The sequence below is a fragment of the Alkalicoccus luteus genome (genome assembly GCF_012034335.1).
GTDB lineage: Bacteria > Bacillota > Bacilli > Bacillales > Salisediminibacteriaceae > Alkalicoccus > Alkalicoccus luteus_A.
The window spans coordinates 79,977-102,779 of sequence record NZ_JAATHJ010000002.1 but is presented as its reverse complement, the minus strand read 5'-3'; the positions used below and the strand labels follow the sequence as shown (position 1 = coordinate 102,779).

Below are 22,803 nucleotides of genomic sequence, written 5' to 3'. Positions count from 1 at the left end.
TAGGGGAGATTCTTCAAAGTTGTAACAAGGGAGGAAAACTGTATATGTCCGATTACCTCGTAATCGTCGAATCTCCCGCTAAAGCGAAAACAATTGGAAAATATTTAGGGAAAAAATATGTCGTTAAAGCATCGATGGGTCACGTTATCGATTTACCTAAAAGTCAAATGGGTGTAGACGTAGAAGATAACTACTCTCCTAAGTATATTACGATCCGCGGGAAAGGTCCGATTTTAAAAGAGTTAAAACAAGCCGCTAAAAAAGCGAAAAAAATCTATCTGGCTGCTGACCCTGACAGAGAAGGGGAAGCAATCGCCTGGCATTTAGCAGATAGCTTAAATATTGATAAAGATTCCAAATGCCGTGTTGTATTTAACGAAATAACGAAACAGGCTATTAAAGATTCGTTTAAGCATCCGCGAGAGATTAATCTGAATTTGGTTGATGCCCAGCAGGCACGCCGGGTGCTGGACCGGCTGGTCGGCTATAACATTAGTCCGCTGCTCTGGAAAAAAGTGAAAAAGGGACTTAGTGCAGGCCGGGTTCAGTCAGTAGCAGTTAAAATGATCATTGACCGTGAAAATGAAATCAATGCATTTGAACCGGAAGAATACTGGTCAATTACGGCAGAGCTTGAAAAAGACGGCCGTAAATTTGAAGCGAAATTCACCCATGTTAATGGAGAAAAAACCGATCTTACCAGCGAGGAAGAAGTAAATCAGATTCTGGAGCAGATGAATGGAAATGATTTAAAGGTGGAAAAAGTAACTCGCCGGGAACGGAGACGAAATCCGGTTGTGCCGTTTACTACGTCTTCTCTGCAGCAGGAAGCAGCAAGAAAGCTGAACTTTCGTGCAAAGAAAACAATGATGCTTGCTCAGCAGCTTTACGAAGGGATCGATATCGGCAAAAGCGGGACAACAGGTCTTATCACTTACATGCGTACTGATTCGACTCGAATATCTGATACGGCCAAGGCAGAAACGAAGGCTTACATTGAATCTCATTACGGCAGTGATTATTTAGGGCAAGAAAGGGAGCAGAAGCAGTCTACCAATTCTCAGGATGCGCATGAAGCGGTCCGGCCTACTTCAGCTGATCTTGATCCGAAAGCGGTTAAACAGTACTTATCAAGAGATCAGTACCGTCTTTATAAGCTTATCTGGGAGCGCCTTGTTGCCAGCCAAATGGCGCCTGCTGTCATGGATACAATGGCAGTCGATCTTGATAATAACGGTGTTCGATTCCGGGCAAACGGCTCCAAAATGAAATTTCCTGGCTTTATGAAAGTTTACATCGAAGGAAACGATGACGGGAAAGAGGAAAAAGACAGGCTGTTGCCGGATCTTGAAGAAGGAGAAACGACGGAAGCACACGAAATTGTACCGAATCAGCACTTTACACAGCCGCCTCCAAGGTATACAGAAGCCAGACTGGTCCGCACGCTTGAGGAGCTGGGCATAGGGCGTCCGTCCACCTATGCGCCGACGCTTGATACAATCCAGCGAAGAGGATACGTAGCACTGGAAGATAAACGGTTTATTCCTACGGAGCTCGGTACCATAGTGCTGGAACTCATCGAAGAGTTCTTCCCAGAGATACTAGATGTCGAGTTTACTGCTTCAATGGAGTCAAATCTCGATGCAGTGGAAGAAGGCAAAAACTCCTGGGTCGGAATCATTGATGACTTTTATCAAGGATTTGAAAAGCGGCTGAAAACCGCTGAAGAAGAAATGAAGGAAGTCGAAATTAAAGACGAACCAGCTGGTGAAGACTGTGAAAAATGCGGTAATGAAATGGTTTACAAAATGGGACGTTACGGCAAGTTTATGGCGTGTTCCAATTTTCCTGAATGCCGCAATACGAAAGCGATCGTAAAAGAAATAGGTGTCGATTGTCCAAAGTGCCAGAAAGGACAGGTCGTCGAACGAAAAAGCAAGAAAAGACGGATTTTCTACGGGTGCGATCAATATCCCGAGTGTGATTTTATTTCCTGGGACAAACCGATCGCTCGGCCTTGCCCAAAATGCGAAAGCATGCTTGTAGAGAAAAAGTCTAAAAAAGGTACACACGTCACCTGTTCATCCTGCGATTATGAGGAAGAGAGAAACTGAGCTGCATGTTCACGCGGAAGCTGTCTGAGCGTACTCAGACGGCTTTCTGCTGTACTAAACGGGAAGGAGTCGAATAACAAATGAATCAATCTGTTAATGTCGTAGGAGCAGGACTGGCCGGAAGCGAAGCAGCCTGGCAGCTGGCGGAAAGAGGAATTCAAGTTGATTTGTACGAAATGAGGCCGGTCAGGCAGACAGCTGCGCATCATACGGATAAGTTTGCTGAGCTTGTCTGCAGCAACTCGCTGCGCGGAAACAGTTTAACCAATGCTGTTGGCGTGTTGAAAGAAGAGATGCGTCAGCTCAATTCTGTTATCATCCGTGCAGCTGATGAATGTGCAGTTCCGGCGGGTGGAGCACTTGCAGTGGACCGGCATGAATTTGCTGCTAAAGTAACGAGCCTTGTTAAAGAACATAAAAACGTTACCGTTCACACTGAAGAAGTAGAAGATTTATTGGAAGGGCCGACTATTGTTGCCACTGGTCCGCTTACCTCTGAAAACCTTGCTGCTAAACTGAAGGCACTGACTGGTGAGGAATATTTGTACTTTTACGATGCAGCTGCACCGATTATTGAAGTGGATTCAATAGACCGTGAAAAGGTATATTTAAAATCCAGGTATGATAAAGGAGAAGCCGCATATTTAAACTGTCCTATGACGGAAGAAGAATTCAACCGCTTTTATGATGCGCTCATTGCGGCTGAAACCGTCCCTTTGAAAGAATTTGAGAAAAAGATGTTCTTCGAAGGCTGTATGCCGGTAGAAGTAATGGCTGGCAGAGGACGGAAAACGCTGCTTTACGGACCGATGAAGCCAGTGGGTCTTGAACTTCCCGACAGTGGAAAGAGGCCTTACGCGGTGGTTCAGCTTCGGCAGGACAATGCTTCCGGTACGCTTTATAATATCGTAGGATTTCAAACACACATGAAATGGGGTCCTCAAAAAGAGGTAATCCGTATGATTCCGGGATTGGAAAATGCAGATATCGTCAGGTACGGAGTGATGCACCGAAATACGTTCGTCAATTCACCTAACCTGCTTCATACGACTTACCAGTACAAGGAGCGCAACGATTTGTTTTTTGCGGGCCAAATGACCGGGGTAGAAGGGTATGTGGAATCGGCAGCTTCAGGTCTGACAGCAGGTATCAACGCAGCCAGGCTGCTGAACGAAGAAGAACCGCTGACATTTCCTGAAGAAACGATGATCGGTGCCATGGCTCACTATATTACAAGTGCCAACCCCGATAATTTTCAGCCGATCAACGTGAACTTTGGGCTGGTACCTCCCTTTGAAAAACGTATAAAAGGGAAACAGGAGCGGTATGAGAAATATGCAGAGCGAGCGCTTGACTCCATTCAGAATTTTGTGAAAAAAATGTAAACATAATTGAAAGAGCTACTAAGTTGTGATACTATTTAGTAGCTCTAATTGTGTGGATAAAGTCCGGACTGGAAGGGATAATATGGATGTAATAATGAGTTCCTTCATTGATTATCTGAGAATTGAAAAAAGGTCCTCGCCTCATACGGTTCAGGCGTATCAGCGTGACCTTGACGAATACAGCTTATTTCTGAACGGCCGCTATAAGAAAGAGATAAAGGAAGCAGGAACAGCAGAGCTCAGAGGATTTTTAACGGAGCTGTATGCACATGGTACCTCGAGGAGGACAGTATCCCGAAAGTTGTCTTCGCTGAGGGCCTTTTATCGTTTTCTGCATCGGGAAGATGTGCATGCTGAAAACCCGGCAGCGCTGCTGTCAGCTCCGAAAAAAGGCCGGAAACTGCCGGTCTTTTTCTATGAGGAAGAACTGAATGCACTTTTTCAGTCCCTTCCCGACAAAACAGCACTGGATGTACGTAACCGTGCTTTACTGGAACTGCTTTACGCGACAGGAATTCGTGTGGGAGAGTGTGTAAAAGCGGATATTAGTGATTATGACAGCGATCTTGGGACTCTCCTTGTCCATGGTAAAGGTGGTAAAGAGCGGTATGTTCCGGTGGGGAGCTACGCCGCTGATGCACTCGAAAGTTATTTAATCGATTCAAGGTCCTCTCTGTCCCCGACTTGCGAAGCTATCTTTTTAAACTACCGTGGAGACAGGCTGAGTGCAAGAGGGATTCAAAAGATTTTGCTGAAACTGTCCGAAGATGCTTCCGTAAGCAGTCGAATTAGTCCGCACGTTATCAGACATTCATTCGCCACACATCTGTTGAATGCCGGTGCAGATTTGCGGACTGTACAGGAACTTCTTGGTCATGAAGGTCTTGCGGCCACACAAATATATACGCACGTTTCAAAGGACAGACTCAGGGCTGTGTATAATCAAAGCCATCCGAGAGCTTAGAAAAGAGGATTCGAATGGAGAAAATTAAAGGTACAACGATATTTGCAGTTAAGCATAATGGAGGCTGTGCGATGGCCGGTGACGGCCAGGTAACTTTCGGAAATGCCGTCGTCATGAAGCATTCCGCCAAAAAAGTCCGCACTCTTTATCGCGGAAAGGTAACAGCAGGATTTGCCGGATCTGTAGCAGATGCCTTTACGCTGTATGATAAATTTGAATCAAAGCTGGAAGAATTCAGCGGCAATCTTCAGCGGGCTGCTGTAGAACTTGCAAAGGAATGGCGCAGCGACCGGGTTCTGAGGCGTTTAGAGGCGATGCTAATCGTCATGGATAAAGAAAGCCTCTACCTGATCGCCGGCACGGGGGAAGTAATTGAACCCGATGATGGCATAACAGCAATCGGCTCCGGCGGCAATTATGCGCTGGCCGCCGGCAGAGCGCTAAAAAAGCACGCGCCGCACCTTACCGCTGCTGAAATTGCAGAAGCTGCTCTTAGAACGGCAGCCGACTTATGCGTCTATACAAACGACCATATTATAGTTGAAGAAGTAAGCACTCAATAAAAGGGGGTACCCTCGTGGAACGAGATTTAACACCTGCAGCGATAGTAGAACAGCTTGATCAGACTATTGTCGGCCAGAAAGCGGCGAAACGTTCAGTCGCCGTTGCCCTGCGCAACAGATACCGCCGCAGTAAGCTTCCTCAGGAAGTGCGGGATGAAGTAACGCCTAAAAACATTTTAATGATCGGTCCGACAGGTGTCGGTAAGACCGAGATAGCCAGACGGCTTGCAAAGCTGGCGAACGCTCCATTCATGAAAGTAGAGGCCACAAAATTTACGGAAGTCGGCTACGTCGGCCGGGACGTGGAGTCCATGATCCGGGATCTGGTAGAAGCATCTGTCAGACTCGTGAAAGAAGAAAAAACCGCTTCGGTTGGCAGCAAGGCGGATACAGCCGCCGAACGAAAGCTTGTAGAGCTTTTGCACCCTCACAAAAAAAAGAAAAAAGCTCCGTCCTATCGAAATCCGTTAGAAATGTTTTTTCAGGGGAACGAAGAAGAAGATTCTGAAGAGGATGAACAGCCTGCTTCGAAGGACGAGTCATACCGCGAAATTCGCAGACGTCTTCAGGATCAGCTCTCCCAGGGAATGCTCGAAGATGAAGAAGTGACGATATTTGTAGAGGAGCAAAGCCGGGGACCGGCTGACATGTTTCAGGGCGGCATGGATCAGATGGGTATGAACATGCAGGAAATGTTCAGCAGTATGATGCCCAAACAGCAGAAAGAAGCAGTGATGACGGTCCGTGAAGCAAGACCGGTGCTGCGTGAGCAGGAAGCCCAGAAAATGATTAACATGGAGGAAGTCACCCGCGAAGCCGTCATGCGTGCCGAACAGCTCGGAATCGTATTTATCGATGAAATTGATAAAGTGGCTGGAAAAGGGCAGCAGTCAGCAGATGTGTCCAGAGAGGGTGTGCAGCGGGACATTCTGCCGGTGATTGAAGGATCAACCGTTATGACAAAGTACGGGCCTGTGAAAACGGATCATATGCTCTTTATCGGGGCGGGGGCATTTCATTTTTCCAAACCCTCTGATTTAATTCCGGAGCTCCAGGGTAGACTCCCTATAAGGGTAGAGCTTACTTCTTTAGGAACAGAAGATTTTGTCAACATATTGACAGAACCAAAGCATGCACTGTTAAAGCAGTATGCTGCTATGCTTGAGGTAGAAGGCATCCATTTAAGCTTTGATGATGATGCGGTCCGTAAAATTGCTGAAGCGGCAGCTGAAGTAAATACGAATACGGAAAACATTGGTGCACGCCGGCTGCATACGATTCTTGAAAGGCTGCTTGAAGATTTATTGTTCGAGGCTCCCGGCATTACAATGGAAGAAATTCGGATCACCGCAGACTATGTAGACGATAAGCTTTCAGCACTAGCGCGCAATACAGACGTCAGTCACTATATACTATAATTTACTGGAGGCAGATACAGATGGATTTACTATCAAAAACGAGAAAACTTAACGACCTGCTGCAAAAAAGCGGAGGCCAGGCAGTCAACTTTAAAGATATGGCAGTTACACTGCGCGATGTGATCGAAGCAAACGTGTTTATCGTAAGCAGGCGCGGTAAGCTGCTGGGCTATGCTATTAAACAGGAAATTGAAAATCAGCGTATGAAATCGATGCTTGAAGAACGTCAGTTTCCTGAAGTGTATACGAGTGGACTGTTCAATATAGAGGAAACATCTTCCAATTTGGATATTGAGTCCGACTATACTGCTTTTCCGGTTGAAAACAAGGACTTGTTTAAAAACGGATTGACTACAATTGTTCCAATTCAAGGCGGCGGTCAGCGCCTCGGCACGCTTATTCTTGCTAGATTAGACGACTCATTTGATAACGATGATCTTCTGCTCGCAGAATACGCATCAACTGTTGTTGGCATGGAAATTTTGCACGAGAAGCAGGAGGAAATTGAACAGGAAGCACGCAGCAAGGCAGTTGTACAAATGGCCATCAGCTCCTTATCATACAGTGAACTGGAAGCTGTTGATCATATTTTCCAGGAGCTGGATGGTAATGAAGGGCTGCTCGTTGCATCTAAAATAGCAGACAGGGTTGGTATTACGCGATCCGTAATCGTAAATGCGCTTCGTAAGCTGGAGAGTGCCGGTGTTATCGAGTCAAGATCTCTTGGCATGAAGGGCACTTATATTAAAGTTTTGAACGACAAGTTTCTCTTAGAGCTGCAAAAGCATAAGAATTAAATGCTGGCTTAGGGTAGGTTCCGTTTAAAAAGATTAACTGTATACGGAAGATTTTAAATTTTTTAATTGAGTCGACAATCGCTATCAGGATTGTCGACTCTTTGTCGTGTTAACTGGCGTTATTGATAACTCTATTGAGGGGGATGCGAGCTGTATCTTTTATGACAATATATGACCACCCAAGTAATAATGCCGGTAAAGATCAGACTGCTAAAGCTGAAGCAACTTACACGAACGAAAGGTGCTTGGCATCGAAGGAGCACGGTTCAACTGGCATATGTGCCCCCGTACAGCGGTTGCTCTGAGCATAAAAAAAGCCAGAAAATTAAAGCAAGTCACTGAGGTAAAGAGTCAGTTAAACGAATTGATTAGTCAAATCGTCTCTCTTTTTACATGTTTTCATAGATTCACAAAAAATTTACACCGGATTGGCGAGTAGTGTGCTATTGTACGAAAAGAGAATATAAATTCGACAAATTTTTCCTTGTCTTTTAGTCTTATTTTAATAGGGACTTTTGCATTTAATTGTTTCAATCTGATAATTACCTTGGACAAAAGGCTTACTTTTTAATACTATTAGAATAGTTTAAACACACATTAAGGTCATAAAGGAGGATATTGACGCATGAATCTCTTACATAATGATAAGATGACTTTGATGGAAAATGCACTGAATGCTTCAGCTCTTCGTCAGAAAACGACAGCAGCTAATATTGCTAACGCAGATACACCAGGGTATAAAGCACAAAAAACGGTGTTTCAGCATCAGCTTGATGAAGAGCAGGCCAGGCTGTCAGCGAGGAGAACGTCTGACCAGCATGTTCACTTTGGTGAACATTCAAACGGTCAGGCCTATGTCACAGAGAATAGAGCCACTACATTTAACCATAACGGCAATAATGTGGATATTGATAAAGAGATGAGCAGTATGGCAGAAAATCAAATTTACTACCATTCATTAATTGAACGGATGAACAGCCAGTTTAATTCAATACGAACTGCAATTGGAAAAGGGAGGTAGCTGATTCATGTTTAATGGAATGAATGTGAGCGCATCAGCGTTGACAGCTCACCGTCTTAGAATGGACGTTACATCAGCTAACATGGCTAACGCTGACTCGACAAGAGGCAGAATGGTAGATGGAGAATGGGAGCCATACAGGCGGAAGCTTGTTCACATGCAGTCTCAGCAAAATCAGGACTTCAGAGCGCATATGCGGCAAGCCGGAGGCGGAAGTGAGCCTGCGGGAGTAACAATCAGTGCGATTGGCGAAGATACGACTCCATTTAAAGAGATGTATCAGCCGGAGCATCCGGATGCAGATGAGAACGGTTATGTACAGCTGCCAAACGTCGATCCGCTAAAAGAAATGATTGATCTGATGGGGGCAACGAGGTCATACGAGGCGAATATAACTGCTTTTGACGCGCATAAGAGTATGCTAATGCGCGCACTTGAAATTGGAAGATAAGCTTAAGGGGGACATGAAAATGCCAATAGAATCAGTTGGTAATCCTGCGTCGATTATGGCAAATCCGGGATATCGAAATGCAATTGAAACAACGCCTGCCCAGGCAGGCAATTCGTTTTCAACCTGGTTAAATGATGCTGTAGGCAATCTGAATGAAACGCGTGCAGCTTCAGACGTAAAGACGGAAGCGATGGCAAGAGGAGAGGATGTTGACCTGCATCAGGTTATGATCGCAGGCCAAAAAGCATCTATTGCTCTCGAAACAACGGTAGAAGTCCGAAACAAAGCGATAGAAGCCTATCAGGAAATTATGAGAATGCAGGTTTAACTTAATATGTATATCGTCTGTATTCCCGAACTTTAAAGTGTTTAAACATAGAAAGATTAATTGCACCAGTTGGCGAGCGTCGGTGAAGTGGGAGGAAGCATGAAAGAGCAGCTATCACAGACCGGAACGCGATTCAAGGAGTTCTGGCAGACACGAACAAAAAATCAAAAAAGCTTATTAATCGGGGCACTGATCCTGATCGTTGTGCTCGCAGCTGCTATTTCATGGGCTGGATCGCGCACGCATTATGTTCCGTTGTATACGAACATGACAATGCAGGAAGCTGGCGAAGTGAAAGCGACGCTTGATGGACGAGGAATTGCGAATGAAGTATCTGCTGACGGAACAGTTGTATCTGTACCGGAACGGATGGTTGATGACCTGAAAGTATCTCTTGCCGCGGAAGGAATTCCAAGAACCGGCCGAATCGATTACAGTACGTTCAGTGAGAACATGGGATTTGGAACAACAGAAAACGAGTTTCAACTGTTAGAGCGGGCTGCACTGCAAACCTCTTTGGAAGATCTGATTCGCAACATTGATGGAATCAGTCAGGCACAGGTGATGATCACAATGGCCGAAGAAAGTCCCTGGCTTGCAGAGGAAGAGGGGGCTTCTACTGCCTCCGTTATGGTAAACGTACAGCCTGGAGCTTCATTGGATGAGGCCCAAGTCCGCTCGCTTTATCATTTAGTTGCACAAAGTGTTCCGAACCTTGCTGTTGAAGATGTCGTGATTACAGATCAAATGTCCAGACACCTTGAATTTGATTCTCAGGATGGCAGCAGTACCGGAACAGCATATGAACAAAACCGTGCTGTTCAACGGGATATTGAACGGGACATTCAAAGAGAACTTCAGCAAATGCTTGCTACCATCATGGGGCCTAACAAAGCGGTCGTATCTGTTTCAACGGATATTGATTTCACTCAAGAGAACAGGCAGGAAGAACTGGTTGAACCTGTTGATGAGGATTTAAACGAAGGAATTGCAATCAGTGTAGAGCGAATCACCGATATTTACGAAGGTCTTGATCCGGAAGACGGAGATGTACCAGGCACAGATGAAGACGATGTTCCTGGATTCCCAGGCCTAGTAGGCGGCGGCGCTTACGGAGATTCAGAACGCATAGAAGAGAGAATTAACAATGAGGTTAACCGAATCTCAAGAGATATCGTAGAAAGCCCTTATAAAATCAGAGATCTCGGGATACAGGTTATGGTGGAGCCGCCTGATCCGGAAGACATGAACTCGCTCCCGCAGGCGCAGCTGAATGATATTCAGGCACTTGTCAGTCAAATTATCCGCACCTCTGTTGATAGTGAAATGACAGCTGAATGGGATGAGCAGGACATTGAAGAACGAGTCCTCGTATCGGCGATGCCGTTTCACGGAGCACCGGACATGGAAGAGCCTGGCGGCGGCTTCTCCCTCTGGATGATCGCATCCGGATTGCTAATTTTGATCGTCGCACTGCTCGTTTTCCTGTTAGTCCGAAAAAACAAAAAAGAAGAAGTAACAGAAACAGGTTTTATCCAGGAAGAATACGAACTCCCGCCACTTGAAGAACGTGAGGATGAATCAACGACCAGACGTAAGCAGCTGGAAAAGCTGGCCAGAGAGAAGCCCGATCAATTCTCTAAACTGATCAGAAGCTGGCTGTCGGAAGACTAAAAGGGGGCGCGTATCATGGCAAAACGAAAAGAATTAACAGGTCGTCAAAAAGCGGCTATCCTCCTTATCTCAATGGGTCCGGATGTTTCAGCTCAAGTTTATAAGCACTTGTCCGAGGAAGAGATCGAAAAACTGACGCTGGAAATTGCTGGCGTTAGGAGAGTTGAGCAAGAACAAAAGGATGAGATTCTGGATCAATTTCATAAACTGGCTGTCGCGCAGGAATACATTTCACAGGGTGGTATCGGTTATGCGAAGGATGTTCTCGAAAAAGCGCTCGGCGGGGAAGAAGCGGACGCAATAATAAATAGACTTACGTCTACTCTGCAAGTGAGACCATTCGATTTCGCCAGAAAAACAGACTCTATGCAAATTTTTAATTTTATTCAAAATGAACATCCGCAGACCATTGCATTGGTATTGTCCTATCTCGACAGTGAACAGTCCGGACAAATATTGTCAGCCCTGCCTCAGGAACTGCAGGCGGATGTAGCGAAGCGGATTGCCATTATGGACAGCACATCACCGGAAATCATTCACGAAGTAGAATCGATTCTGGAGAAGAAGCTCTCTTCGACAGTTACACAAGACTTTACCGAAGCCGGCGGAATTGAATCAGTTGTTGAGGTGCTGAATAGTGTTGACAGGAGCACGGAACGAACGATCCTTGATGCTCTCGAAATTCAGGACCCTGAACTTGCTGAAGAAATCAAAAAACGGATGTTTGTATTTGAGGATATTGTTACCCTCGATAACCGTTCAATCCAGCGTGTTATTCGTGACGTGGAGAATAATGATTTGCAGCTGGCTCTTAAAGTGGCAAGTGAAGAAGTGAAAAACATCGTTTTCACAAACATGTCGCAGCGAATGTCTGAAACGTTCCAGGAAGAAATGGAGTTTATGGGTCCAGTCAGACTTCGGGATGTGGAAGAGGCACAGACGAGAATTGTCGGAACGATCAGAAGACTGGAGGAGTCCGGTGAGATCGTCATAGCCCGTGGTGGAGGAGATGATATTATTGTCTAGCATTATCCGGAAATCCGATAAAACGAGCTCGTCTGTCAAAATCATCCGCCCCCTCGTAATGCCGGCTGCAGAAGAAGCAGCCGCTGTACTGGATACTCCTGCGCGAGAAGACAGTAAGATGGTTCAGCAGAAAATGCAGGATATATCGATGCAGCAGCAAGAGCTGGATAAACAGAAGCAGGAAGTGGAAGAGTGGCGGATTTTTCAGGAGTCGGAATTAAAAGAAAAGTCTCAGCAGCTCTATGAGCAGGCGGAGCAGCAAGGATTTCAAGCTGGATATGACAGCGGCACTGCTCAAGCAGAACTAGAATGGAAACAGCAGATATCGGATGCAGCTTCTATTGTAAAGCTGGCTAAATCAGAGCGGATTCATCAGCTGGAAGCCGTCGAAGATGACGCGATAAAGCTTGCTTTTCATCTCGCTGAGAAAATCATCGGCCGTGAACTTGAAGAAAAAAGTCTTTACCATGAAATGGCAAAAGAAGCTTTAAAAACGAGGAGCTGGACGGAAACAGTAACGGTGCATGCTTCCCAGACAGACTATTCCCTTCTTTGCTCGCAGCGTGAAGAACTGGAAGAAGCGGCCGGGCCAGCTTGTGAGCTCGTTCTCCTTCCCGATCCGGATATGCAGGCAGGTGACCTTGTGATCGAGACAGAAACGTCCCGTTTTGATGCAGGAGCAGATGTCCAGCTGAAAGAGCTGAAGAAAAAACTTTTCACAAACAGAGGGCATAAATCATGAACCCGAGCCTTGATAGGATTCACCGGATGATCGACCGAAGTTCTTCATTAGTTGAATACGGCAAGGTTCGGCAGGTTATCGGACTAATGATTGAATCAGCCGGTCCGGAAGCATCAATAGGTGACGTTTGTTTTATCTATACGTCCTCTGACCAAAAAATACCTGCTGAAGTAGTCGGGTTTCGCAAGGGAAGTCTTTTGCTAATGCCTTACGACCGTGTAACGTCCGTTGCTCCCGGTAATTTAGTTGAAAGCAGCGGGGTACCCTGGAAAGTACCGGTTGGTACCGGACTTATCGGCACCGTATTAGACGGACTCGGCAGACCTCTTGAAGAAGCGGATCCGGTATTTGGATTAACGGAAATATCGACGGATAATAATCCGCCGTCTCCGTTATCCCGGCCTAGAATCGAACAAATACTGCCTGTTGGAGTGAAAGTAATCGACTCACTTTTTACAATCGGAAAAGGGCAGCGACTCGGTATATTTGCGGGAAGCGGGGTCGGAAAAAGCACCCTTCTTTCGATGATTGCTAAACATTCAGAGGCAGATATTAATGTCATCGCTCTAATCGGCGAACGAGGTCGTGAAGTGAAAGACTTTGTCGAGCGCGATCTCGGACAGGAGGGTATGAAACGAACGATTGTCATTGCCGCTACCTCTGATCAACCAGCGCTTATGCGTGTAAAAGGTGCCATGACAGCGACAGCGGTAGCTGAATATTTCCGGAATAAAGGGATGCATGTCAATCTGATGATGGACAGCGTCACCAGAGTGGCAATGGCCCAGCGTGAAATTGGACTGGCAGCTGGAGAACCGCCGGCAACAAAAGGATACACTCCATCAGTTTTTGCTCTTCTTCCAAGACTGCTGGAACGAAGCGGAACAAGCATAAATGGCTCCATTACAGCATTTTATACAGTCTTAGTTGACGGAGATGATTTCAACGAGCCGATAGCGGATACCGTTCGCGGAATTTTAGATGGTCATATTGTTCTCGACAGAGAACTCGCCAACCGCGGTCATTTTCCGGCTGTGAATATTTTGCAGAGCATCAGCAGGGTGATGAATGAGCTATGCTCGCCGGAACATTTGAGAATCGCGGAAGAATTTAGACATCTGCTGGCTGTATACAAAGAACATGAGGATTTAATTTCAATCGGGGCCTACAAAAAAGGATCTAACGAGATTGTTGACAGGGCTCTGAATGTATTCCCCGACCTTATGGAAGCAGTCAAACAGCATGCAGACGAACATTTAACGTTTGAAGAGTCAGTTGAAGTACTTGCAGAAGTCGTTTACAAAGGAGCTGTAAAGTCTTGACGTTTACGTTCTCACTACAAAAAGTACAGGAATTGAAAGAAAACGAACGGGCAGAAGCTGCTGTGAACTACTCAAAGGCCGCAGATCACTTTGAAGAATGTGGCGGCCGGCTGTTTGAGGCGCTGAAACGAAAAGAAATGCTCACAGACAAGCAAAACGCTTCGCTTACAGGCGGAGTAACGGCAGCAAGCCTGATCCGTTTTCTTCAGGAAATGGACTATCTGGAAACTGTCATTTCAGGTCTGCAGCGAGAAGCTCAACATGCTCGCCGCCACATGCAGGAGAAGGAAAAAATTCTTCAGCATCTGGCAGCGGATGTAAGAAAATATGATGTTCTGTTTAAAAAGGAATTAAACCGGTTCCGATCAGAAGAGAAACGGCTTGAGCGGCTTGATATGGACGAAATATCCATGCGCCAGTATGCAAGAAAGATGAGTTGATCAAATAATGCCCGCAGCGAATGAAAAAAAACAAAGCAAAATGCAGCTGATCTTTATGGTAGTTATCATTCCGGTTCTCTTTGCCGTAATGCTCGCAGGAGTTGTTATGTACTATCTCGGATTTCAGCCGGTTCAATATGCAGCTGACTTTACTGCTGGCCTTTTCTCGGATGAAGAAATGGATGAAGAAGAGGAAGCCGTCACGCAGCATGAGAATCAGGAGCTGCAAAGGCGAATTGATGAATTAGAGCTTGAACTGGAAGAAGCACTAGCCGCTCAAGCGACGGCAGAGCAAGATGAAGAGCTCGAAGAAGAGAATGAAGAGGAAGATACGAGTCAGGCCCTTGAGGAACTGGAGGATACGATTCGTACGCTTCAGCTGATGACCGCTTCAAGGGCAGCGGCCATTATGGAAGAGATGACGCTGGATGAAGCAGTTACCTACTTTCGTGGAATGCAGGTAAACAGCAGAGCCGAAATACTTTCACGTATGGAGGAAGACCAGGCAGCTGCTATTATCAATGCGCTTTCCAGCGAATAGAGGATGATAATCACGCTGAAAGGAGGTGAGATAGCAATGATCATACAGCTTTTGCGAGCAGCGATGCATGAAGCTCCTCTGCAAACAAAAGAAGAACACGTATCGCAACGTGATTTCATTGACCTGCTGCAGCTGGCTGAAGAGGAAACGGCTGATTTACTTGATCAAATAGTTCCGGAAGATCTTTCGGAAGAAGCTGAAGAGGCGCTCATGATACCTGAATCTGAAGCAGAAACGATCGTGCGGGAATTGATTGACCGTTTTCATGACCAGGATAGTATGGAAGATCTGCTCGACGGATTTAAAGTCGATACCTCTTCCGGAAAACTTGTATTTGTTAAAGCGGGTCACGCTGTTGAAATGGGGCAGGCGGATGAAGCTGATAAAGAAGATTTCATAAAAGAAGTTGAGAAGCTTGTAAACGGTGAGCTTGACTTACCGGGCTTGATGGCTCTCGATAAAATCGCAAGAGATGAACTTTCTTCATCACAAAATAGTACCGAAATGCAGGTCCCTCTTCCTGAAAAATTACAGGAACTCAATGAAAAAGCTCCTGACAGCAGCGAAGTCCGTTCGGAAGACTCGGATCAGCTTCTAACGGGCCAGGAAGCAGAAGCACTTTTAAGCTTCATTCAGTCGGTACTGAGAGGCAGGGAAACAAGCACGATGGCCGGAAGATCGCTTGCAAACCGCCAGTCGTCTGAACAGCCGGCAGCACAGATAACTGCACAGGATCTGAGCAGCGCATTAAAGACGACCGATGTAATGCCGGTTAGAAGTGATGCACTCTTACAAGATAAGCCGCTTCCTGATATAAGAGTTCAAACGTTCATCCCTCTATCTATGCAGGCAAATTTCCAAACACATTCTCAGGTGCAGGAAACGGCCGGGAGACAGGAAGCGATGATCAAACAGTTTGAAACAATGGTAAAACGGCTTCAAGTACAGCAAATGCAAAATGGGTCTCAGCAGCTGACAATACGTCTTCATCCGCAAAGTCTCGGGAGACTGGAAGTAACCCTTCAGCAGGTAAATGGCGTCATGCAGGCGAGAATCATGACGTTCACCTCTCAAGCAAGAGACGTGATGGAACAGACGGTTCATCAGTTGAAACAAGCCTTTCAACAGCAGAATCTTCAGCTGGACCGTGTAGATATTCAGCAGTCTGTTCAGCAATGGAAAGGGCAGCATGAATCAAAACGGGAGCAACAGGAACGAGATCCTGAAACAGAACAGGGAGCTGAAGAAGAACAAGAAACAGAGCTCGACTTCAGTGAGATGATGGAATCCTTATTAGAGGAGGTGAATGAATAATGCTTCAATCAGCAGGGACGAGTCCTCATCCCGTCTTTTATGAGGATTTAGTGAAACAAAAGCAGAATCAGGCTCCTCAGCAGGATTTAGACAGGGATGCATTTATGAAAATTTTAATGACCCAGCTGCAAAACCAGGATCCGATGAACCCAATGGAGGATAAAGAGTTTATCGCACAAATGGCACAATTTTCTACACTAGAGCAGATGACTAACTTGAATGAAACAATGAGGAAAATGTTTGAAAGCCAGCAGCAGAACGGTTTTGTCTCGCACAGCGATTTAATTGGCAGAGAAGTGACGTACGAAGCAAAGGATGAAGAAGGAAATAAAACAGATAAAACTGGAACTGTCGATTCTGTTCTATTTAAAGATGGTCGTGCAATGCTCGCAGTGGGTGATGAGAAAATACCAACATTAAGTCTGCGTTCTGTTAATCAACTATAAGAGGAGAGGGACAATGACAAAAATCATGCCCCATCATCTCCACTTTCCGCCTCCGGGCACATTGAACGAGCCTAAACAAAGCTCCTCTGCGGACTTTAAACAGGCACTTCAGAAAGCCGAATCCGGAATTCAGTTAAGCAAACATGCGGCTAAACGGATGCAGGAAAGAGATATTTCCATTTCTTCTGAAACGTGGAGAACGATGGATCAGAAATTATCTGAAGCAGAACAAAAAGGGGTGACCGACTCAGTCGTCATAACCGCTGATGCAGCTCTGGTCGTTAATACGGCAAGCCGAACGGTCATTACAGCAGTTGAACGCGGTGAAAGCACCGGAAGTATTTTCAGCAATATCAATGGAACAATCATTTTATAATCGGCTGGACCTGAGGGAAGCCGGCGCACTGCTGACTGACAGATGCAGTGCTCACATTCGAAAGGGGATTACACATATGCTTCGATCATTATATTCAGGAATAGGCGGGATGGGGAATTTTCAGAACAAGCTGGACGTCATCGGAAACAATATTTCAAACGTAAACACACACGGCTTTAAAAAAGGCCGTACAACGTTTAACGATCTCGTCAGTCAGCAGATGCAGGGCGCCGGTGCTGCCGGTGCTCAGCGCGGCGGAACGAATCCGCAGCAGATTGGTCTCGGAGGCGGTATGTCTACAATCGATACCGTCAACACTCAAGGGTCCCTGCAGACGACAGGCAGAGATCTCGATATGGCGATCTCCGGTGATGGATATTTCGTTGTTCAGGACGGCGATCAGATGATGTACACCCGGGCGGGCAACTTTTATCTCGATTCCAATGGAACGCTCGTCAATGGAGACGGACTTAGCGTGATGGGGGTGGGCCCGGACAATGAAGCTGATGCTTTTGAGGAAGGAGCACTTCAACCGCTAACGATTCAGGCAGGTTCAACAGCTGGAGATATCGGGGCAGACATCGATGATGCAGAGGCTACGCTGCAAAGCTTCAGTATTGCTCCTTCTGGTGAAATTAACGGCGTCTTCTCAAACGGACAGTCGGCTGTACTTGGACGAATCTCCATGGCGAATTTTGCCAATCCAGGCGGCCTGAACAAAGCGGGGAACAATACGTACGCGGTGACTGCAAACTCAGGAGATCCACAATATGGAACACCTGGCACCCAGGGACGCGGCGATCTCGTCGGAGCATCGCTTGAAATGTCCAACGTAGATCTGTCCGAAGAATTTGCTGAAATGATCATTGCCCAGCGAGGGTTTCAAGCGAATACACGAATGATCACGACGTCAGACGAAATACTTCAGGAACTGGTTAACTTGAAACGTTAATATACACTGACCGCGGATGAGAGCAGCTGCAAGGCTGCTCCGCCGTGTGAATGGAGGACGCTGCATGATAGAGGTGACCCGCTTAAACAGTCAGCCATTTGTACTGAATGCACTATATATTGAACAGATTCAGTCTTTTCCGGATACGACTGTCACATTAATCAACGGAAAGAAGCTTGTTGTTCTTGAATCGGAAGATCAGCTGGCTGAAAAAATTACGCAATTTTATAAGAAAGTCGGCCTGGCTGGAACAGCGGCCGGACTCGTTCTGGAAGGGGAAAACAATGCTTCAGAATAGGCTCCTGAACGTGATGCTGATGGTGCTGGCTGCCATGACGCTGATTGGCATTATCACATTTTTTCTGTACACACAGTTTTTTGAAACAAGTGCTGAAGGCGAGGAAGAGCCGAGAATTGAAGAAATTATCAGCAGGTCTCTGGAAACGGAAGAAATCACGACAAATTTATATTCCAATCAGATTATCCGCTCATCGTTCGTTTTACAGGCTGACAGTGAAGATGCTAAAGCAGAACTGGAAATGCGGCAGTTTCAAGTGGAAAACATCATAATCGGAGAGCTTTCGGACAGATCCGTAGATGATTTTAGAGGATCTGAAGGGATTCGCAGTCTGGAAGACAGTATAAGGGATGAATTGAATCAATTGATGACCGAGGGAAATGTCGTAGAGGTTTATATGAATCAAAAGGTGATTCAATAGACCGGTTTTACTATAAGGCGAGGTGTTTGGCATGGCAGATGTGCTCTCACAAAGTGAGATCGATGCTCTTCTATCTTCTTTATCTACTGGAGAAGTGGACGCAGATGAGCTGAAAAAAGAAGAAACAGAAAAGAAAATAAAAGTATACGACTTTAAACGAGCGCTCCGGTTTTCAAAGGATCAGGTACGGTCGATTACAAGAATTCATGAGAACTTTGCCAGATTGCTCACGACTCAGCTTTCTGCTCACTTAAGAACGTACGTCTCGATCTCGGTAGCTTCTGTCGATCAGCTCCCTTATGAAGAGTTTATCCGGTCGGTCCCGAAAATGACGATTTTGAATGTGTTTGAACCTTATCCTCTTGATGGACGTTTCGTCATGGAAATGAATCCGAATATAGCATATGCGATGCTGGACCGTATGCTGGGAGGAAGAGGCGAGCCTTATAATAAAGTTGAAAATCTGACGGAAATTGAAATTAAGATCATGACGCAGCTGTTTCAGCGCATGCTGGAGGTTTTCCGCGAGGCCTGGCTTTCAGTTGAAGAATTCGATCCGGTGATGGAGGATGTAGAAGTTAACCCACAGTTTTTGCAGTTGGTTTCCCCAAACGAGACAGTTGTTGTTATCTCGTTTTCAACAGCAATCGGAGAGGCTTCAGGTATGATCAACATCTGCCTCCCGCATGTCGTAATCGAATCGATTCTGCCAAGACTGTCGTTTCATCTGTGGATGCAGGAAAAACAAAAAGAGCGCAATGACGAAGAAATAGAGTCTCTGGAATGGCATGTTAAGGGTTCCCGCGTTCCTTTTGTCGTTGAACTTGGAAGAACCGATGTCACCATTGAAGAATTTTTATCACTCGGTAGCGGAGACATGATTGAACTGAATCAGAAATATGACAGACCGCTTACGGCCAGAGTTGGCGAAGAATCTAAATTTAAAGTACAGCCAGGCAAAATGAAGCAATCACTTGCTGTACAGGTCACGGAAGTACTGGAGGGACACGATAATGATGAATGACGATATGCTGTCACAGGATGAAATTAATGAATTGCTGAACGGGCTTGATGAAGAGGAACCGGCTGAGGCGTCAGAAAAAGAACCGGAACAGCAAACATCTGCAGATCCCGGACTTGATGCAATAGAAGAAGATGCACTTGGTGAAATTGGAAACATCGCTTTCGGCAGTTCAGCAACAGCGCTGTCCACACTATTGAACCAGAAAGTCGATATCACGACTCCAAAAGTACAGATGGTTGAACGGGGAGCGCTTCAACAGGAGTTTCCTAAACCGCATGTAGCTATATCTGTCGAATATACCGAAGGCTTCGAAGGAGTAAATCTGCTCGTTATTAAAACAAAAGATGCAGCAATCATTGCAGACTTGATGATGGGGAACGAAGGTACGGATGTCGAAGAACAGCTGGGTGAAATGGAAATGAGCGCCGTTCAGGAAGCAATGAACCAAATGATGGGTTCAGCGTCAACGTCCATGTCGACTATTTTCAACCAGAAGGTGGATATTTCACCGCCAGGTATTTCGATCATGGATTTACAGGAAGATCCGGGAGGAGCAGAGCTTCCGGATGAAGATCAGCTCGTGCAAATTTCCTTTGATTTGAAGATTGGCACCTTAATTGATTCAAAAATCATGCAGCTTTTCACGCTTTCATTTGCTAAAGACATGGTTCAGAAGCTAATGAATCCCGCAGCTCAGGATATTCCGGACGAAGTAATCAAAGCGGAACCGGCAGAAACACCAGCCGCGGTATCGGAACCGGATACAGAGCAGGTAACGCCGGAAAGAAAGCCTGAACCAAGAACAGACCATCAGCCACAGCACGTCGGTTCCAAATATCCACAGCGGGAAGCGGATGTACACGAAGCTGCATTTACGGATTTTTCAGGTCCTCAGCTGAGCGATCAGGAAACGAGAAATCTGGAAATGCTCATGGAAATACCTCTCGAAGTAACAGTCGAGCTTGGACGGACGAAACGATCGATCAAAGATATTTTAGAGTTTTCGAAAGGTTCGATTGTCGAGCTGGATAAACTTGCCGGTGAGCCAGTTGATATCCTTGTAAATCAGCGGCTGATTGCAAAAGGGGAAGTCGTCGTTATCGATGAAAACTTCGGGGTTAGGGTGCTTGACATCGTCAGTAAAGAAGACAGGATGAAAAATTTACGCGGCTAGCGGATAAGGAGAATGGACAATGGGTAAAAAAGTACTCGTGGTAGACGACGCGGCATTTATGAGAATGATGATTAAAGATATCTTGGAGAAAAATGGGTTTATTATAGCAGGTGAAGCGGCTGACGGCGCTCAGGCTTTGGAAATGTATAAAGAACTCTCCCCGGATCTTGTGACGATGGATATTACGATGCCGGAGATGGACGGTATTTCTTCCTTGAAAGAGATTAAAAAACATGATCCTGATGCTAATGTCATTATGTGCTCTGCTATGGGACAGCAGGCGATGGTAATCGATGCCATTCAGGCAGGGGCAAGGGACTTTATCGTTAAGCCATTTCAGGCAGACCGGGTGCTGGAAGCCATTAACAAATCGGTTGGGTAATACAGGGGGCGTGTAACGTGCGGGTATTAATCATAATCAGCTTTATTCTGCTTCTGCCAGTCACCGCCTGGGCGGAGCCAGAGTATGGGGAACAAGAGCAGAGTGTGCTCGAAGGACTCGAAAACGGAGACAGGGATAACGAGCGGGGCATGCAGCAGGAAGAAGACAGCTGGGATGACACTGAAACGCCCCTTCCAGTAAACGGCGACAACCAGGGAAGCGGCATGTTCATGATGACGCTTCAACTGTTTGGCGGATTGGCAGCAGTATTGGGACTATTATATTTTGTCTTAAAGCTTGTTAATAAAAAAGCCAAAAACTTCAGCAGCACGCGCGGACTTGTGAACGCCGGGGGAGTTGGCATAGGTGCAAACAAATCCGTGCAGCTCGTTAAAGCCGGCGATCGGCTGCTCGTGCTCGGAGTGGGAGATACCGTAACGCTGTTGAAAGAAATAACGGATGAAAAAGAAATAGAAAAACTGCTGGCTGAAGAGCGTTCCGACTTTTCCGTGTCGAAAGAGACAGTCACAGGATGGTTTGCAAGAAAAAAAGAAAATCCATATGCCGCTGACGGCGGTGATGCATTTCCTTCTTTCCTTTCTAAAGAGCTTGACAGAGTCAAGCAGTCACACAGTAAAGTGAAGGATGCGCTGGAGGCTCGTAAAAAATGATGACAGCATTTATTGAAATTCCAGCTTTGGATATTTTCAGCCAGGACGGAGAGAATTTAACTTCCACTGTTCAACTGCTGTTATTGCTCACGGTACTTTCCATTGCACCTGCGATCTTAATTCTGATGACGAGCTTTACGAGAATCATCATCGTGCTTTCCTTTGTCCGTTCAGGACTTGCAACGCAGCAAATGCCGCCGAACCAGGTGATCGTCGGGCTCGCTCTTTTTCTTACTTTTTTCGTAATGGCACCGGTGTTTTCAGAGGTAAATGATAATGCGCTTCAGCCGATGTTTGAAGGAGAATTAACGCAGGAGGAAGCATTCGAAGAGGCTGCTGCACCGATGAAACAGTTCATGGCTGAACACACTCGGGAAAAAGATCTGGCGCTGTTTATGGGCTACGCCGGAGAAGAGAGGCCGGAAACACTTGATGATATCCCGCTGACTGCGCTCGTTCCGGCATTTGCAATCAGCGAACTCAAAACAGCTTTTCAAATTGGATTTATGATCTTTGTTCCGTTTCTCGTTATTGATATGGTCGTGGCAAGCGTACTGATGTCAATGGGAATGATGATGCTGCCGCCGGTTATGATTGCGCTGCCGTTTAAAGTGCTTTTGTTCGTTATGGTGGACGGATGGCATTTAATTGTCAGGTCGTTATTATATAGTTTTTAGGAGGATGAATCATGAGCCAGGAAATGGTGCTCGGCTGGGCGGAACAAGGAGTGTTCGTCACGCTGCTAATAGCAGCCCCGCTTCTTTTAACGGCGCTTGCGATAGGACTTGGGGTCAGTATTTTTCAGGCCACCACTCAAATACAGGAACAGACACTGGCGTTCATTCCAAAAATTGCAGGTGTCATGATCGCACTGATCGTGTTTGGACCTTGGATGCTGACTCAGCTGCTGACGTTTGCTGAATCCATTTTCAGTAATCTGCATCAGTTTATCGGGTAGC

General features: G+C 46.0%; 27 protein-coding genes. All 27 read left to right on the top strand.

Annotated features, from left to right (window positions below; genetic code table 11):
* The first annotated feature begins 44 nt into the window (after window positions 1-44).
* Complete coding sequence (topA, locus tag HCN83_RS02055; RefSeq protein ID WP_168004649.1) at window positions 45-2,114, top strand: type I DNA topoisomerase; 2,070 nt, start codon at window positions 45-47, stop codon at window positions 2,112-2,114.
* 80 nt (window positions 2,115-2,194) lie between these two features.
* Window positions 2,195-3,499, top strand: a complete 1,305-nt coding sequence (gene trmFO / locus HCN83_RS02050; RefSeq protein ID WP_168004648.1) for an FADH(2)-oxidizing methylenetetrahydrofolate--tRNA-(uracil(54)-C(5))-methyltransferase TrmFO — start codon at window positions 2,195-2,197, stop codon at window positions 3,497-3,499.
* Between the two features lie 82 nt (window positions 3,500-3,581).
* The gene (xerC, locus tag HCN83_RS02045; RefSeq protein WP_168004647.1) at window positions 3,582-4,463 is read left to right on the top strand and encodes a tyrosine recombinase XerC; all 882 of its coding nucleotides are present in this window, start codon (window positions 3,582-3,584) and stop codon (window positions 4,461-4,463) included.
* Window positions 4,464-4,477: 14 nt separating this feature from the next.
* Window positions 4,478-5,026, top strand: coding sequence for an ATP-dependent protease subunit HslV (gene hslV / locus HCN83_RS02040; RefSeq protein ID WP_168004646.1), 549 nt, complete (start codon window positions 4,478-4,480; stop codon window positions 5,024-5,026).
* A gap of 14 nt (window positions 5,027-5,040) precedes the next feature.
* The gene (hslU, locus tag HCN83_RS02035; protein ID WP_168004645.1) at window positions 5,041-6,444 is read left to right on the top strand and encodes an ATP-dependent protease ATPase subunit HslU; all 1,404 of its coding nucleotides are present in this window, start codon (window positions 5,041-5,043) and stop codon (window positions 6,442-6,444) included.
* Window positions 6,445-6,464: 20 nt separating this feature from the next.
* Window positions 6,465-7,241, top strand: coding sequence for a GTP-sensing pleiotropic transcriptional regulator CodY (codY, locus tag HCN83_RS02030; RefSeq protein WP_168004644.1), 777 nt, complete (start codon window positions 6,465-6,467; stop codon window positions 7,239-7,241).
* A 625-nt stretch (window positions 7,242-7,866) separates the two neighbouring features.
* The gene (flgB, locus tag HCN83_RS02025; RefSeq protein ID WP_168004643.1) at window positions 7,867-8,262 is read left to right on the top strand and encodes a flagellar basal body rod protein FlgB; all 396 of its coding nucleotides are present in this window, start codon (window positions 7,867-7,869) and stop codon (window positions 8,260-8,262) included.
* 7 nt (window positions 8,263-8,269) lie between these two features.
* The gene (gene flgC / locus HCN83_RS02020) at window positions 8,270-8,713 is read left to right on the top strand and encodes a flagellar basal body rod protein FlgC (RefSeq protein ID WP_168004642.1); all 444 of its coding nucleotides are present in this window, start codon (window positions 8,270-8,272) and stop codon (window positions 8,711-8,713) included.
* Between the two features lie 19 nt (window positions 8,714-8,732).
* Window positions 8,733-9,041, top strand: a complete 309-nt coding sequence (gene fliE / locus HCN83_RS02015; RefSeq protein WP_168004641.1) for a flagellar hook-basal body complex protein FliE — start codon at window positions 8,733-8,735, stop codon at window positions 9,039-9,041.
* Window positions 9,042-9,140: 99 nt separating this feature from the next.
* Entirely contained in the window at window positions 9,141-10,715 is a 1,575-nt protein-coding gene (fliF, locus tag HCN83_RS02010) for a flagellar basal-body MS-ring/collar protein FliF (RefSeq protein WP_168004640.1), read from the top strand.
* A gap of 15 nt (window positions 10,716-10,730) precedes the next feature.
* Window positions 10,731-11,741, top strand: coding sequence for a flagellar motor switch protein FliG (fliG, locus tag HCN83_RS02005; protein ID WP_168004639.1), 1,011 nt, complete (start codon window positions 10,731-10,733; stop codon window positions 11,739-11,741).
* Window positions 11,734-12,483 (top strand): FliH/SctL family protein, encoded by a 750-nt coding sequence (locus tag HCN83_RS02000; RefSeq protein ID WP_168004638.1) that lies wholly within the window; start codon window positions 11,734-11,736, stop codon window positions 12,481-12,483. The genes fliG and HCN83_RS02000 overlap by 8 nt, the downstream gene beginning before the upstream one ends.
* 26 nt (window positions 12,484-12,509) lie before the next feature.
* On the top strand, window positions 12,510-13,805 hold the full coding sequence (gene fliI / locus HCN83_RS01995; RefSeq protein ID WP_246238061.1) for a flagellar protein export ATPase FliI: 1,296 nt from the start codon (window positions 12,510-12,512) through the stop codon (window positions 13,803-13,805).
* Window positions 13,802-14,245, top strand: coding sequence for a flagellar export protein FliJ (gene fliJ, locus HCN83_RS01990; RefSeq protein WP_168004636.1), 444 nt, complete (start codon window positions 13,802-13,804; stop codon window positions 14,243-14,245). Before fliI ends, fliJ begins: the two co-directional genes overlap by 4 nt.
* A 40-nt stretch (window positions 14,246-14,285) precedes the next feature.
* The gene (locus tag HCN83_RS01985; RefSeq protein ID WP_168004635.1) at window positions 14,286-14,786 is read left to right on the top strand and encodes a magnesium transporter MgtE N-terminal domain-containing protein; all 501 of its coding nucleotides are present in this window, start codon (window positions 14,286-14,288) and stop codon (window positions 14,784-14,786) included.
* A 36-nt stretch (window positions 14,787-14,822) separates the two neighbouring features.
* Complete coding sequence (locus HCN83_RS01980; RefSeq protein ID WP_168004634.1) at window positions 14,823-16,100, top strand: flagellar hook-length control protein FliK; 1,278 nt, start codon at window positions 14,823-14,825, stop codon at window positions 16,098-16,100.
* Window positions 16,100-16,546 carry a flagellar hook assembly protein FlgD gene (flgD, locus tag HCN83_RS01975; protein WP_168004633.1) on the top strand — a complete coding sequence of 149 codons (447 nt, stop codon included), beginning with the start codon at window positions 16,100-16,102 and terminating at the stop codon, window positions 16,544-16,546. Before HCN83_RS01980 ends, flgD begins: the two co-directional genes overlap by 1 nt.
* A 13-nt stretch (window positions 16,547-16,559) precedes the next feature.
* Window positions 16,560-16,922 carry a TIGR02530 family flagellar biosynthesis protein gene (locus tag HCN83_RS01970; protein ID WP_168004632.1) on the top strand — a complete coding sequence of 121 codons (363 nt, stop codon included), beginning with the start codon at window positions 16,560-16,562 and terminating at the stop codon, window positions 16,920-16,922.
* Between the two features lie 76 nt (window positions 16,923-16,998).
* Window positions 16,999-17,874 (top strand): flagellar basal body rod protein FlgG, encoded by an 876-nt coding sequence (flgG, locus tag HCN83_RS01965; protein WP_168004778.1) that lies wholly within the window; start codon window positions 16,999-17,001, stop codon window positions 17,872-17,874.
* Window positions 17,875-17,938: 64 nt separating this feature from the next.
* Window positions 17,939-18,172: a flagellar FlbD family protein gene (locus HCN83_RS01960; RefSeq protein WP_168004631.1), complete on the top strand. Its 234-nt coding sequence runs from the start codon at window positions 17,939-17,941 to the stop codon at window positions 18,170-18,172.
* Window positions 18,159-18,593: a flagellar basal body-associated protein FliL gene (fliL, locus tag HCN83_RS01955; protein WP_168004630.1), complete on the top strand. Its 435-nt coding sequence runs from the start codon at window positions 18,159-18,161 to the stop codon at window positions 18,591-18,593. The genes HCN83_RS01960 and fliL overlap by 14 nt, the downstream gene beginning before the upstream one ends.
* A gap of 31 nt (window positions 18,594-18,624) precedes the next feature.
* Window positions 18,625-19,617, top strand: coding sequence for a flagellar motor switch protein FliM (gene fliM / locus HCN83_RS01950; protein ID WP_168004629.1), 993 nt, complete (start codon window positions 18,625-18,627; stop codon window positions 19,615-19,617).
* On the top strand, window positions 19,607-20,791 hold the full coding sequence (fliY, locus tag HCN83_RS01945) for a flagellar motor switch phosphatase FliY (RefSeq protein ID WP_246238060.1): 1,185 nt from the start codon (window positions 19,607-19,609) through the stop codon (window positions 20,789-20,791). Before fliM ends, fliY begins: the two co-directional genes overlap by 11 nt.
* A 19-nt stretch (window positions 20,792-20,810) precedes the next feature.
* Entirely contained in the window at window positions 20,811-21,173 is a 363-nt protein-coding gene (locus HCN83_RS01940; protein ID WP_168004628.1) for a response regulator, read from the top strand.
* 17 nt (window positions 21,174-21,190) lie between these two features.
* Complete coding sequence (locus tag HCN83_RS01935) at window positions 21,191-21,844, top strand: flagellar biosynthetic protein FliO (RefSeq protein ID WP_168004627.1); 654 nt, start codon at window positions 21,191-21,193, stop codon at window positions 21,842-21,844.
* Complete coding sequence (gene fliP, locus HCN83_RS01930) at window positions 21,841-22,521, top strand: flagellar type III secretion system pore protein FliP (RefSeq protein WP_168004626.1); 681 nt, start codon at window positions 21,841-21,843, stop codon at window positions 22,519-22,521. Before HCN83_RS01935 ends, fliP begins: the two co-directional genes overlap by 4 nt.
* Before the next feature lie 11 nt (window positions 22,522-22,532).
* Window positions 22,533-22,802 carry a flagellar biosynthesis protein FliQ gene (fliQ, locus tag HCN83_RS01925; RefSeq protein ID WP_168004625.1) on the top strand — a complete coding sequence of 90 codons (270 nt, stop codon included), beginning with the start codon at window positions 22,533-22,535 and terminating at the stop codon, window positions 22,800-22,802.
* Window position 22,803 lies beyond the last annotated feature (1 nt).

Coding starts and splice junctions, on each gene's coding strand:
- flgG (WP_168004778.1), top strand. CDS start 16,999: ATGCTTCGATCATTATATTCAGGAATAGGCGGGATGGGGAATTTTCAG.
- HCN83_RS01970 (WP_168004632.1), top strand. CDS start 16,560: ATGACAAAAATCATGCCCCATCATCTCCACTTTCCGCCTCCGGGCACA.
- flgC (WP_168004642.1), top strand. CDS start 8,270: ATGTTTAATGGAATGAATGTGAGCGCATCAGCGTTGACAGCTCACCGT.
- fliF (WP_168004640.1), top strand. CDS start 9,141: ATGAAAGAGCAGCTATCACAGACCGGAACGCGATTCAAGGAGTTCTGG.
- fliG (WP_168004639.1), top strand. CDS start 10,731: ATGGCAAAACGAAAAGAATTAACAGGTCGTCAAAAAGCGGCTATCCTC.
- fliQ (WP_168004625.1), top strand. CDS start 22,533: ATGAGCCAGGAAATGGTGCTCGGCTGGGCGGAACAAGGAGTGTTCGTC.
- hslV (WP_168004646.1), top strand. CDS start 4,478: ATGGAGAAAATTAAAGGTACAACGATATTTGCAGTTAAGCATAATGGA.
- HCN83_RS01960 (WP_168004631.1), top strand. CDS start 17,939: ATGATAGAGGTGACCCGCTTAAACAGTCAGCCATTTGTACTGAATGCA.
- fliY (WP_246238060.1), top strand. CDS start 19,607: ATGATGAATGACGATATGCTGTCACAGGATGAAATTAATGAATTGCTG.
- fliM (WP_168004629.1), top strand. CDS start 18,625: ATGGCAGATGTGCTCTCACAAAGTGAGATCGATGCTCTTCTATCTTCT.
- HCN83_RS01985 (WP_168004635.1), top strand. CDS start 14,286: ATGCAGCTGATCTTTATGGTAGTTATCATTCCGGTTCTCTTTGCCGTA.
- flgB (WP_168004643.1), top strand. CDS start 7,867: ATGAATCTCTTACATAATGATAAGATGACTTTGATGGAAAATGCACTG.
- codY (WP_168004644.1), top strand. CDS start 6,465: ATGGATTTACTATCAAAAACGAGAAAACTTAACGACCTGCTGCAAAAA.
- HCN83_RS01940 (WP_168004628.1), top strand. CDS start 20,811: ATGGGTAAAAAAGTACTCGTGGTAGACGACGCGGCATTTATGAGAATG.
- topA (WP_168004649.1), top strand. CDS start 45: ATGTCCGATTACCTCGTAATCGTCGAATCTCCCGCTAAAGCGAAAACA.
- flgD (WP_168004633.1), top strand. CDS start 16,100: ATGCTTCAATCAGCAGGGACGAGTCCTCATCCCGTCTTTTATGAGGAT.
- fliL (WP_168004630.1), top strand. CDS start 18,159: ATGCTTCAGAATAGGCTCCTGAACGTGATGCTGATGGTGCTGGCTGCC.
- fliE (WP_168004641.1), top strand. CDS start 8,733: ATGCCAATAGAATCAGTTGGTAATCCTGCGTCGATTATGGCAAATCCG.
- xerC (WP_168004647.1), top strand. CDS start 3,582: ATGGATGTAATAATGAGTTCCTTCATTGATTATCTGAGAATTGAAAAA.
- fliI (WP_246238061.1), top strand. CDS start 12,510: ATGATCGACCGAAGTTCTTCATTAGTTGAATACGGCAAGGTTCGGCAG.
- trmFO (WP_168004648.1), top strand. CDS start 2,195: ATGAATCAATCTGTTAATGTCGTAGGAGCAGGACTGGCCGGAAGCGAA.
- fliP (WP_168004626.1), top strand. CDS start 21,841: ATGATGACAGCATTTATTGAAATTCCAGCTTTGGATATTTTCAGCCAG.
- HCN83_RS01980 (WP_168004634.1), top strand. CDS start 14,823: ATGATCATACAGCTTTTGCGAGCAGCGATGCATGAAGCTCCTCTGCAA.